At 56.2% G+C, this 12,119-nt stretch carries 11 protein-coding genes; 8 read left to right on the top strand and 3 right to left on the bottom strand.

Annotated elements, in window-relative coordinates; translation table 11 throughout:
- Window positions 1–74 precede the first annotated feature (74 nt).
- The 5 genes from DFP86_RS05020 to DFP86_RS05040 are packed head-to-tail and all read left to right on the top strand — an operon-like array spanning window position 75 to window position 4,996.
- Window positions 75–890: an HlyD family secretion protein gene (locus tag DFP86_RS05020; RefSeq protein ID WP_166642159.1), complete on the top strand. Its 816-nt coding sequence runs from the start codon at window positions 75–77 to the stop codon at window positions 888–890.
- The gene (locus DFP86_RS05025) at window positions 887–1,816 is read left to right on the top strand and encodes an ABC transporter ATP-binding protein (protein ID WP_133678919.1); all 930 of its coding nucleotides are present in this window, start codon (window positions 887–889) and stop codon (window positions 1,814–1,816) included. Before DFP86_RS05020 ends, DFP86_RS05025 begins: the two co-directional genes overlap by 4 nt.
- A 2-nt stretch (window positions 1,817–1,818) precedes the next feature.
- Window positions 1,819–2,955, top strand: a complete 1,137-nt coding sequence (locus tag DFP86_RS05030) for an ABC transporter permease (protein ID WP_133678920.1) — start codon at window positions 1,819–1,821, stop codon at window positions 2,953–2,955.
- A 3-nt stretch (window positions 2,956–2,958) separates the two neighbouring features.
- Window positions 2,959–4,410, top strand: a complete 1,452-nt coding sequence (locus DFP86_RS05035; RefSeq protein WP_133678921.1) for an efflux transporter outer membrane subunit — start codon at window positions 2,959–2,961, stop codon at window positions 4,408–4,410.
- Window position 4,411: 1 nt separating this feature from the next.
- Window positions 4,412–4,996, top strand: coding sequence for a chalcone isomerase family protein (locus tag DFP86_RS05040; protein WP_166642160.1), 585 nt, complete (start codon window positions 4,412–4,414; stop codon window positions 4,994–4,996).
- Window positions 4,997–5,050: 54 nt separating this feature from the next.
- Here the strand turns inward: DFP86_RS05040 and DFP86_RS05045 are convergent, their stop codons facing one another.
- Window positions 5,051–5,326 carry a type II toxin-antitoxin system RelB/DinJ family antitoxin gene (locus tag DFP86_RS05045; protein ID WP_133678923.1) on the bottom strand — a complete coding sequence of 92 codons (276 nt, stop codon included), beginning with the start codon at window positions 5,324–5,326 and terminating at the stop codon, window positions 5,051–5,053.
- A gap of 273 nt (window positions 5,327–5,599) precedes the next feature.
- On the opposite strand from DFP86_RS05045, the gene DFP86_RS05050 reads away from it, so the two are divergent.
- Window positions 5,600–7,459, top strand: coding sequence for a DUF3857 domain-containing protein (locus DFP86_RS05050; RefSeq protein ID WP_133678924.1), 1,860 nt, complete (start codon window positions 5,600–5,602; stop codon window positions 7,457–7,459).
- A gap of 8 nt (window positions 7,460–7,467) precedes the next feature.
- On the top strand, window positions 7,468–9,363 hold the full coding sequence (locus DFP86_RS05055) for a DUF3857 domain-containing protein (RefSeq protein WP_133678925.1): 1,896 nt from the start codon (window positions 7,468–7,470) through the stop codon (window positions 9,361–9,363).
- 87 nt (window positions 9,364–9,450) lie between these two features.
- On the opposite strand, the gene DFP86_RS05060 is transcribed toward DFP86_RS05055, so the two are convergent.
- Window positions 9,451–9,987 (bottom strand): DUF1003 domain-containing protein, encoded by a 537-nt coding sequence (locus DFP86_RS05060; RefSeq protein WP_133678926.1) that lies wholly within the window; start codon window positions 9,985–9,987, stop codon window positions 9,451–9,453.
- A gap of 640 nt (window positions 9,988–10,627) precedes the next feature.
- Here DFP86_RS05060 and DFP86_RS05065 point away from each other — a divergent pair.
- A complete protein-coding gene (locus tag DFP86_RS05065; protein WP_133678927.1) occupies window positions 10,628–10,951 on the top strand; it encodes a hypothetical protein in 324 nt (107 codons plus the stop codon).
- 126 nt (window positions 10,952–11,077) lie between these two features.
- Here DFP86_RS05065 and DFP86_RS05070 read toward each other — a convergent pair whose 3' ends face one another.
- Window positions 11,078–12,040 carry a helix-turn-helix transcriptional regulator gene (locus DFP86_RS05070; RefSeq protein WP_133678928.1) on the bottom strand — a complete coding sequence of 321 codons (963 nt, stop codon included), beginning with the start codon at window positions 12,038–12,040 and terminating at the stop codon, window positions 11,078–11,080.
- Window positions 12,041–12,119 lie beyond the last annotated feature (79 nt).

Raw genomic sequence — 12,119 nt, forward strand, 5'->3', positions numbered from 1 at the left:
AACAAAGCAGAGACGGTTATCAAGGGTATGTCGAAGGCGATTTCGTTTATATGTCCACGCCCTATGCGGGGAAAATGACGAATCTGCACGTTCGGCGCGGACAGGAAGTCGCGCCGCATCGCCTGTTGTTCGCCATCGATGCCACCGATGAAACGTATGCCATGCAGCATGCCCACGCGCAGTACGAATCGGCCAATGCCTCGTTGAAAGATCTCAAGAAAGGGCGGCGGCCAGCGGAGATCAATGCCATTCGGGCGCAATTGGCCCAAGCGGAAGCCAGTGCCAAACGGTCGGATCAACAACTTGCGCGCGATGAAGAGCTCTTCAAAGCCAATATCATTTCCCAAGCGCAGATCGAGGCCAGTCGAGCCGCCCGGGCGGCCGATCAGGCTAAGAGCGAGGAAATCCGCAGTCAGCTCGATAGCGCCACACAACCGGCCCGCCAAGATCAGATCCAATCGCAGGAGGCGCAGGTGCAGGGCGCGCGGGCCTCTTACGACCAGTCGCAATACCGGGTACAGCAAAAATCCGTCACTTCCTCGGTGCAAGCGACCATCGTCGACATCTTCTATCGCGAAGGGGAGTGGGTGCAGAGCAACGTGCCGGTGATCAAACTGCTGCCGGCGGACAACGTGAAAATCAAGTTCTTCGTGCCGGAGAACGATTTGCAGAAAGTGCATCCGGGACAAAATCTTCGCTTGACCTGCGATGGTTGCCAGCCCGGCTTGGTCGCGGTGATCGATTACGTTTCGCCGGATTCCGAATACACCCCGCCGATGATCTACAGCAACGAGTCGCGCAGCAAACTGGTCTATCTCATCGAGGCGCGACCCGACAAAGCGACCGCGCGAGCGTTGCGCGTCGGTCAACCGGTGGAGGTTCTGCTATGACGACAGCGGACTATGCCGTGACGGTTGAAGGGTTGAACAAACACTTTGGCGCGCATCACGCGGTGAAGAACCTTTCCATGCAGATTCGCCAGGGCGAAATTTTCGGTTTTCTCGGTCCCAACGGCAGCGGCAAGACCACGTCGATTCGCATGATGTGCGGCTTGTTGACGCCGGACTCCGGCTCCGGCACCTGTCTGGGGTACGACATCATCCGCCAGCGCGCCGAGGTCAAGCGCCGTGTGGGTTATATGACGCAACGGTTCTCCTACTGGGAGGATCTGTCCATTCGAGAGAACCTCGATTTCGTCGCCCGGCTCTACCAAGTGCCCAATCGCAAAGCGGTCGTCGACGAGACGTTGGAAGAATTGCAGCTGACGTCCCGCGCCAAGCAACTGGCCGGTTCGCTGTCGGGCGGCTGGAAACAGCGCCTGGCGCTCGCCGCCTCTTTGTTGCACAAACCCAAACTGCTTTTGCTGGACGAACCCACCGCAGGGGTGGATCCCACCGCGCGCCGTATCTTTTGGGAGGAGCTGCATCAGTTGGCGGCCAAAGGCATCTCCATCCTGGTCAGCACGCACTATATGGACGAAGCGGAGCGTTGCCACCGCCTGGCCTATATCTCCTATGGCGAGTTGCTGTGCCAGGGCACCTCGGCGGAAATGATCCAGCAACGGCAACTGACCACCTGGCAGATCACCGGCCGGCACTTGGTGCAACTGAATCGAACGCTTGAAGCTTGTCCCGGCGTGGAGCAGGTGGTGGCATTCGGCACTGCGCTGCATGTTTCCGGCACACAGGCCGAATTGTTGCGCGACACGGTCGAACAGCATGCCACCCGCGAGGGGTATGACGCCAAAATCATCGATACCAGCCTGGAGGATGTGTTCATCAATTTGATGAAAACGTCGGAAGGGGCGTTTAACTGACGATGCGCTACTTCAATCTTTCCCGGTGGTGGAGCATTGTGCTCAAGGAGTTTCTACAAATTCGCCGCGATCGGCTGACGCTCGGCATGATCGGCGCATTGCCCATCATTCAATTGACCCTGTTCGGTTTTGCCATCAATACGGATCCCAAGCACCTCAAAACCGACATTGTGCTCGCCGAGCAAAGCGAATTCACACGCTCTTTCATCAGCGCGTTACGCAATACCGGGTATTTCGATATCGAGGACGCCCTTTCTTCGCAGAGCGAGGCCGATGCCGCGCTGGCTAGCGGCCGGGCGCAGTTCGTCATCAGCTTTCCCAACGGATTTTCCGCGCAACTGCTCAAAGATCAAAAGCCGAAGGTTTTGGTCGAGGTCGATGCGACCGACCCGACGACGACCGCCAATGCGTTGTCCGCCTTGAATAAGGTGGCGCAATCCGCCCTCAAGCGCGATTTGAACCATGTGGTGCACGTGGTCGACAGCAACAGCCCCTACAGCTATGAGCTGATGATTCACAAACGGTACAACCCGGAAGGGATTACCCAATACAACATCATTCCCGGCCTGATGGGCGTCATTCTGTCCATGACCATGGTGATGATGACCAGCCTATCCATTACCCGCGAACGCGAACGCGGCACGCTGGAAAATCTGTTGGCCATGCCGGTCGAGGCGTTGGAGGTCATCAGCGGCAAGATCATCCCCTATATCATCGTCGGTCTGATCCAATGCACCACGATTCTGCTGTTCGCCAAGCTGCTGTTCCGAGTGCCGTTCGAGGGCAATATGCTGACGGTATACGCGGTCTCCCTCTTGCTGATTCTGGCCAACTTGATGGTCGGGATCACGATTTCCGCACTGGCGCGCAATCAATTGCAAGCGATGCAGATGACGTTTTTCTATTTCTTGCCCAGCATCCTGTTGTCGGGGTTCATGTTTCCGTTCTTTGGCATGCCGAAATGGGCGCAAATCATCGGCAACGTCTTGCCGCTGACGCACTTCAACCGCGTCATCCGCGGCATTTTGCTCAAAGGCAACGGGTGGGTGGAGATTTTCCCCAATGTGTGGCCGATCATGCTGTTCGCGTTGACGGTCATGCTGCTTGGCGTGTTCTTTTACAAAAATACGATGGATTGACCGATGAAAACATCGACATGGATCAAGACGCTGGGGATGGCGGCTGTCGTGTGCCTGCTCGCTGGGTGTACCAGTATCGGGGTGCCGACACGCCCTAAAGATAGCTGGCCGGAAAATTATTTCGACGAATCGAATCCTGTGTCGGGCACAGCCGCCGGTGGCGATGCCGCCCAGCACTATGCCGCGGCCAGCGAGATCTCTCCGCGCTGGTGGGAAAGCTTCAATAGCCCAAAAGTGAATGCGTTGGTCTTGCGCATGCTGGCCGGCAGCCCCTCCATCGATGAGGCGAAAGCGCGCTTGCGAGAGGCCGAGGCGCATCTGCAGGCGCAAACCGGTCAGGAATACTTTCCGGACATCTCGCTGGGTGCCGGCGCGCAACGGGAAAAAATCAACACCGCCGCCATGGGCTTGGGCGTCATCCCCTCGCCCAAACCGTTCACGGTGTATAACGCCAGCGTGGATGTGCGCTACAACTTCGATCTATTCGAGCGCAACCATCTGCTGTCCACCTCCTTGTTCCGCCAGACCGAAACAGAGCGGCTGAAGCTCTTGGCTCTGCGTCAGACCCTGGTGAGCAAGATGTTGACCACCATCGTGAAAGCCGCCTCCGATCAGACATCGCTGCAAAGTTACGGCGATATCTTGGCGCGCCAGCAGGCGCTGCTGGAATTCGACCGTAAAAGAATGACGTTGGGTGCGGGGGTGGAGCAGGACATCCTGAACCGGCAGCAAGAAATCGACCAGACCATGACGACGATCGCCATGTTGACGCAATCGGTTGCCGACGCGCGTCGGCAATTGGCGGTCTATGCCGGGCTGTCGTCCACCAAGGACATCCCCGCGCTGACGCTGGAAGAACTGCAACTGCCCAAACAACTTCCCTTGCGCTTGCCATCCGAACTGCTGCGGCGGCGGCCGGACGTCATGATGGCGGATGTCGCCATGTCGCGTGCCGGCGATCTCGTCGGCGTCTCCACGGCCAACCTTTTCCCGCAATTGTCGCTGAGCGCCAGTTATGGCTATGAAAGCCTGGCCGCGGGCCAGCTCTTCCGCCCCGACGCCGTGGTGTGGAACGCCGGTAGTTCGCTGTTGATGCCGCTTTTCAACGGTGGGCGTCTGCAAGCCGAACGGCGTGCAGCGGTGGCGGTGTACGACGAGTGTTACAGCGCCTACAAACAAACGGTGCTCGATGCTTTTCTGGAGGTCTCGAATGCGATGCAGGCCGCCGATCGCGCCGCGTCCATCTATGGTTTGCGCCAAACCGACCTCGATCAGCGCAGCCGTTTGAATCAGATCGTTCGGAAGCAACTGCAGATCGGCGATACCGCCATGCCGGCCATGCTCGAATCGCAGCGTCGTTTGTCGCTGAGCCAAGTCGAATTCGACCAAGCCAAGGCGCAGAGACTGATCGATACGATCTCGCTCTATCATGCGGTCGGAATGGGGAATTTCTAAGATGAGACACCCGCCCGCGTGGCTGCGCCATTCGATTCTGGCTATCTGCTTGAGCTGCGCTTGTATGGCGGCTTCGGCGGAGATTAACGATGGCGAGTCTTTCGAGCGGCAGCAATACATCGACCATCAGACCGTTACGCTCCATGGGGTCGGCAAGCGGACGTTCCTCTTTTTCGACATTTATGCGGCCGGGTTTTACGGTAACGTTCCCCCTGCGGAGAATAAGTTCGTGTTGGCCAAGATGGCGCCATGCATGATCGAATTGCACCTGTTGCGCACGGTATCGGCCAATGAACTGATGCATACGCTCTCCGGCGCCTTCCGACGCAATTCGTCCGAGAAAACGCTTTTGGCGCTAGCGAATAAAATTCAGGCGCTGCAGGGGATGATCGAACGCACCGGCACGCTCAATACCGGCGATATCGTGCAAATAAGCTTCAACGGCAAGGGTACGGCCATAGCGCTCAACGGCAAGCCGCTTGGCCCGCTCATCGATGGTTATTCCTTTGCGGAAATGATCTTCGCCATCTGGCTAGGCGACAACCCGATCGATACGGCGCTTAAGCAGCATCTTCTCTATGGCTGACCGGGGGGGACTGCCTTAGTGTAATCACATGTGTGAGGCGATGTGGGCCGCTTGCTACTGGCGGTTTTTTTCGAGGTCATCGATCAATGTGTCTACGGAGTCGAAACGGGCCGTCCGCGCCTTCATCATCGTGCGGGATTCTTCCATCGCTGCACGGGTCTGTGCGTTGGGCACCTTGAGCTCAAGCGGGAATGCCTGATCGTTGACCACGCGCGTAAGCAGGATTCGTACCGCGTCGGATACGGAGAGCCCCATGGCGGCTAGTGTCTCGCTGGCTTGTGTCTTGAGTTCGTCGTCCACCCGGACATGCAGCATAGTGGAATGGCTCATGATCCAGATCCTCCTTATTGTGAGAATTTTGTATCTCTTTTGAGATACTGTCAAGTAAGTGGCCTGTCTGTGACGGCATGGGGATAGCGGCAGGGCGATGAGCGGATGGCGAGAAGCAGTGGGGGGGCGTTACTGGGATCGGGGTGGCCAACTGCGCATGGGCCGTGTGCAATAGCCTTGCGTAGGATCAAATGACATTTAGCCTGCCACTCTAAATGGTTATGTCATAATCTCTGGCGCGCTTATGGATCCCCCCATACAGAGATAATCATAATGAAACCCGCAGATTTCGCTCTCGTATTGTTCCCCTTATTGGCAAACGCATCCCCCTATCAGCCGACTTATTCCTTCGATCGCGATGACACCATCACACAGATCAATGAGGATGGCCGCTCTCTTTGGGAGGAAACAGCCGTTGCGAGCATCGGTAGTAAAAAGGCGGTGGAGGCACTTAGCCAACAAACCTTGAGTTACAACGCGGATCGGCAAGAGGTCAAGGTCTTGGAGGCCTATACCACGACGGCGGATGGTCGACGTATTGATGTGCCGGCCGAAAAGATTTTTGATCAATCCAGTCCGCGAAGCCGGTATGCCTCGATGTATGGCAATTTCAAGGTCAAGGTCGTGGTGTTTCCCGAGGTAGACATCGGCGCCAAGTTGACCGTGCATTGGCAGCGTTTGAACACTGTGGCGCGCTGGCCGAATGCCCTTTTTGACAATGAAACGGTGGCAAATCTTTCTGAACGTCATCAAGCAACGAGTCACACGCTCAAGGCCCCCGAGGGGATGGTCTTGCACTGGCAATCGCTGGATGTGCCTCCCCCAGAGGTGCGCCATGTCAATGGCCAGCAGATTTTGCATTGGCGCTTCCCAACCCACCCCGGCCTGCCACGTGAAGATGACGCAGTGGGCAGCAATGTTTATAGCCCGCAAGTGGTGGTCACCAATGTCGGTAACGACCAGACGGCCGCCGATGCATACTGGTCTCGCGCTCGCTCCGCCATTGCCGTTACACCAGTGGTGCAAAAGCTGGCTGACCGGATTACCGTGGGCTTGACCGACCCGCATGCCAGGGCTGTGGCCCTGTATGAATGGGCACGGAAGAACCTGCGCCATATTGATCTTGAGCTATGGCGAGGCGATGTCGTGCCCCATACGGCGGAACAAGTCATCAAGAATGGCTATGCGGACAGCAAGGATGCCGCGACGCTGCTCCAAGCATTGATGGCGGCCTGCCACCTTCGTAGCAGCCAGGCACTGGTCATGGACCGTGACTCTCTGCCCACCAGCATTAATATGCCGTTGGTGGATCACGATCGCGTTGTACTTTATCTGGCCGACGAGAAACGATTCATTGATCCCGGCATGTCTCTGGCCCCATTTGGGCAGATCGACAGTAATGTGCTGGGACAGGAAGCATTGGTGATCGACCCCGAGAGTGGCAAGGCGCAACGCTTGCGCATGCCCGTGTTGCGGTCCGATCAGGACCAAGTCACCACTCTGAATACGCTGACCTGGCTTGCCAATGGCGATATGGAGGGTCAGGGCGAGGTGAATTTCAGAGGCGCGGCTGACTTGCTGGCCCGTTATATATTCCGAGACATCGAGCCGGGAACGGAAGACCGGGTCACGGAGAGGTTGCTGAATCAGGTCGGTTTGCATGGCACAGGCCGTTTTCAGTTGGCCGATATTCAAGATACCACTAGGCCGATGTGGTTCCGCTCGAATTATCGCCTGAGCCAAGTCGCCAATATGCCGGGTCCGGCCGCCTTGCGCCTGCCGGAGGGAGTGGGGATCGGGGTTTCCATTCGGGATGCGCTCGAAACCAGTTTGCCGGATACCCGTCATTTTCCATTTGAAATAAGTGCCGGGATGCGCATCGAACACACGGAAATTCGTCTGCCGCAAGGCCTGCAGATTCTGTCGCTGCCCAAGCCTGTGCAAATCGAGAATCGATTTGGTCACTATCGCGCCAGCTATCAAGTACAAGATGGCGTATTGAAAGTGGAGCGCAGCCTACAGTTGGATTGGCCCAGCACGACGGTCATGCCGCGTGATTACCCGGATTTTAAGGCGCTAGGGGATCGTGTTCGCCAGGATCTGCATGCTCAAGTGTTGTACCGGATGCCGTGAGAGAAAAAATGAAGCGCTTGGTTGTCTTCTCATACCTGCTCGCGATGGTTCCTGTGGCGACGGTCCATGCCGCCAGTTATCAGCCGGACATCACCATCGTGCGCTCGGAAACCCGGATCGAGGTTTCGGCTGATGGATCATTGGTGGAGGACGCGCAACTGGAAGTGCGGGTCAATACGCAAAGCGCACTCGCCGCCAATAGTCAGATGGCCCTCTCCTATAACCGCGATCTTGAGGATTTGCAGATCGTTGAGGCGGCCACGCGTACCTCATCGGGGCAAGTCTTGGCGGTTTCTCCCGGGCAGATCCTTGATCAAGCAGCGGGATTCAGCGGACAGCCACAATTTGGTGCCAATCGACTCCGCCAAGTGAGGTTTTCCGGGCTTGAAGTGGGAGGGCGAGCGCTATTGCATTGGCGCCGGCATGTCCGACAGGCGCTTTGGCCCTCTGGCCAGTTCGACTATACCTGGGGGCAATCGCTGCACGACCAGATTCAGTCCGCCAGTCTGACGGTCACGCTGCCAGAATCCATGCCCTTGCATTGGGAGGCAGAGGGGGTCTCGCCGATCAGTGCCTCTGTCGAATCGGGGCGCCGGGTCTGGCGCTGGACATTGCAACAGCCCAACCCACCGGCTCCCGAGGCACGTGCCGTGGAGGACGAGGACTATAGCCCGCACGTCGTGATCAGTTCCTTCGCAGACTATGCCGCGCTAGGACAGGCCTATTGGCAAGGTGCCCACGATAAGGCCTCGGTGACGCCCGATGTGCGCCGGCTTGCCCAGCGCATTACCGCGGGTAAGACCGATCGGCACGCGAAGGCTGTCGCTTTGTACGATTGGGTGAGTCAGCATATACGCTGGGTCGCGATCTATTTTGGCCATGGCGGACTTGTGCCGCACGCGGCAGACGAGGTTCTGCACAACGGTTATGGCGACTGTAAGGATCATGCAACCCTGCTACAGGCCTTGTTGTCCGCCAGTGGCATTCGTTCTTCGCAAGTGTTGATCGATGCCGGTTATCGGTATCGCTTGCCGATGTCCGCGCCCGCGCACGAAGTCTTCAACCACGCGATCAACTATTTGCCTGATGAGCACGTCTTTCTCGATAGCACACTTGCCGAGGCGCCATTCGGACAACTGTCGGAACGGGAGTATGGCAAACAAGCCTTGGTGATTGATGATCTGAATGGCCACGGCGTATTGCTTCAGACCCCCGTTGCAACTTCCATGCGTGATCAGGAGCGGGAGAAAACGATCATGACCTTATCGTCGGACGGGACCATCCACGGTAGTAGTCATGTGCAACTTGTCGGCGCGCCAGAGCTGTCAGCCAGGATGTTGTTTAGTGATCTGGCCAAAGGGGACGAAACGCGGTTGGCCATGCACATGTTGCAAAAAAGCGGCCAGACCGGCACAGGATCCTATCAGATCGGGCAACCGGATAATCTGGATATTGCTTTTAGCTTCCAGACGCATTTTGTTTTGCCAACTTTAATGAATACCGGTGAGCCGGGGGGCTTTGTCATCCCGGAAGGGGTGCGCGGCTTTGATGGGGTGGTCAGCCCATTTGCAAATACCGATAGCAAGGTCAGGCAGTTTCCTCTGCGCTTGCGGCCAGGGCATTTCCGAGAAGAGACGCAATTGACGCTTCCTCCCGGCCTGAGTGTCTTGGCGTTGCCCGTGGATACTGAACTAACCACCCGCTTTGGCCGCTATCAGGCGCATTATCGGCGGCAAGGGGCGAAATTGATGGTTGTGCGTGATCTACTGCTCGATTGGCCGACCCCATGGATCGGCCCTTCGGATTACCCTGATTTTGCGGAAATGGGGATGCGAATTTTGAATGACACGTCCGCTCAGGTGATTTATCAACCTCAGCGAAAATCGGATATTTCAACACCGTGAATGAACTGGCCGGCTCCTTTTTCTGGCTCTGGAGCCGTCATTTGTACTTCCGTCCCCTATATGCCTCGCGAGCTTCGCTGGGCGCAGTTACGGCTTGGCACCCTTTTGCTCGAATCGCTGGTGTATCTCAACGGTCAGCATCTCGATACGCTCAGACATCTGTTTGGTGAGTTCTGTCAGCTGTGTATTCTGCTTCAGTAGTTCCAGCATTTGTGCCGAGTTTTGCGCGGCGATTGCCTGGCGCTGTTCGTTGGCGGCAGCAATCGCCTCTCTATGTTGCGCATCCGCCGTTGCGTGTGCGCTGTCTCGAGCGGCCTGCCTTGTCTGAGCGAGCAAGATGAGTGGCGCGGCATAGGCGGCCTGGAGACTGAACGCCAGGTTGAGAAGAATGAACGGATAGACGTCGAACTTGGTGAGACCAAGAACGTTGACCCCAATCCAGATGGCGACAATGGTCGTCTGCGCCCCTAAGAAAAGTGGTGTTCCGAAAAAACGCGCGAATGCTTCGGCTTTGAGCGCGAACCAATCGTTACCGAAGGTGGTGGTAAGGTGCGCATGAGGGCGGTGGAAGCGCAAGTGGTCGACGTCAGGGAAGTCGGCAGAGTCGGATGGTGGTGATTTCATAGTAATCTCCCTGGTAATCCATTTGAAATTGGTATGAACTCCCGCGCATGCGCCGGCACATACCTGCATGTCATTGTGGTTGATCTCGCCCCAGTGGACAATCCGATGACAAGCTTGTCATCGGAAGGATAATTTTTCCGCGGGATGGAAGCATATCCTTGCCGAATGCCATTCAGTCTCGCCCGCAACGCGAGTGGTTCTTCAATTAGCCGCTGGCTGCCATTCTCCGGTTCCTCAAGCAAACCGTATGCGGGCTTCCTCAAAATCAAATGGTTTGGTGATGTCGTCCACTGCGCCGATTTAAATCGTGTTTTTCAAAAATCATTCCACTAGCAAATAAAATTTCTTGCAGTAAACATTCCCCGCCGTTAAGCAAAAGCTTCGCCGCGTGGCCATCCTGTGCAGGGTTGGCAGTGGTTGATCATGGCCTTGTAATTAAGTGTTTTTGAGTTTTTTTAGATTAAATCTAATTTAAATATTGAATCTTGGTAAAAACAATGACTACTTGGGTTTTTATTATTTAAATAATATGAATGTTTTTTTAAGTGGGGTGGCTGGCGAATTTTATTGGGGAAAGCGGTTTTTTCTGTTTGGCTCAATAAATATTGTGAAGCAAACTTTCTAAAACTTGGGAGAAAATATGTCTGTCATTAATCTTCAACCGCATAGCGGCGATGTCAATTTGGGTGCTATCTCCACTCAGCTTCATATTTATAACACGGGGAAACCAAGTGCAGAAACAGGGCACTATGACATCAAGATCGGTAACAATGCATGGGTGTTAGGCGTAAACATTCAGACGGGACATACCGATACTTATAACCCACAAGGCGCCGTTGTGCTGATCAATAACTGGGGCATGACCCGTTTGCAAGCATTGTACGGCACCCTTGCCATGTCTCCTGAAGAGGCCGGCCTCGAGACTTCTACTGAAGATCGCGATCTCTCGCATATCCCGAAATAAGTCGAGGCGAGTAACGCAAATCGTCCGTATCGCATCAAGGACGAAAAGCTATCTGGAAGCTTATTCAGGTCTGCAAAGGCTTGGGTGAGCTTCCAGGTGGTTAGTGGGCTGGGTCGGCGCGAGCGTTCAGTTTTCTTCCGCTTCGCCCAGCGACACTAGCAAGCTACGCGCATGGCGTGCCAGTATCGCCCGCAACGCGAGCGGTTCTTCGATCTCGAACGCAAACGGCAGACGCGCCAGCTCCCTGGCCACCCACTCGAGATCGTCGGCCTGAATGAGCAGCTGTGTACCGTTATCCCGTTCCTCAAGCAAACCGAATGCGGCAAAGATGGCCGCGCGGGCACGGCTTAAGTCGGCGTACAGATGCACGCGGATACGGTGGGTACGCTCAATCCCGGCAAAAGCCCGCGTCAGGTAAGCCAGTGGGTCGAAATCCGAGGGTTTGGCGAAATGCCGGGCGACCGGCCGTGCCGTGGCGATACGATCGAGGCGAAAGGTGCGAATGGTCTGGCGCAGATGACAGAAGCCGATCAAATACCAAGAACCGCCCAGAAAAGCCAGCCCGTAAGGATCGACCCATCTTTCGCTCTGGGGTTGGTTTGGAGTTCGATAGCCAAGTTCGACCGCCTGTTGGTCTCGCGCCGCGCCGCTTAATAAGGCAAGAACCTCTCCATCGTTCGAGGACGTGGCCTTGGCCAGGTCGAGCGAGACCGTCGCGCCTAGCGCACGCAACTGCTTCTTCAGGTTTTCCGGCATCACCCGCTCAATCTTCGATAAGGCGCTGTTACCGGCCTGCGTGCTGCTGTTCAGTCCGAGGTGACGACTAGCGACCAGTCCCAAGCCCAGGGCGATCGCCTCTTCATTGGTAAACATCATCGGCGGCAGTTTGAAGCCCTGCATCAGCCGATAGCCGCCATCGCGCCCACGCTCGGCCATGACCGGGATGCCCAGCGATTCCAGCGTTTGGATATATCGCCGCAAGGTGCGCGGATCCACGTCCAGACGCCGCGCCAATTCCGGGCCACTCATCAGGCCATGGCTTTGCATCAGTTCGAGTAGGGCGAAGACTCGTGTCGTGGATTGGCTCATGGCTTGATGATAAATCGAAACAGGGCAAATTCCGTCCTATTTCGCATTTACGCTAACGACAGCAACGGACATCCATCCC

Origin of the sequence: Paludibacterium purpuratum, from assembly GCF_004363805.1 — a bacterium.
In the GTDB taxonomy this organism is placed as follows: Bacteria; Pseudomonadota; Gammaproteobacteria; order Burkholderiales; family Chromobacteriaceae; genus Paludibacterium; species Paludibacterium purpuratum.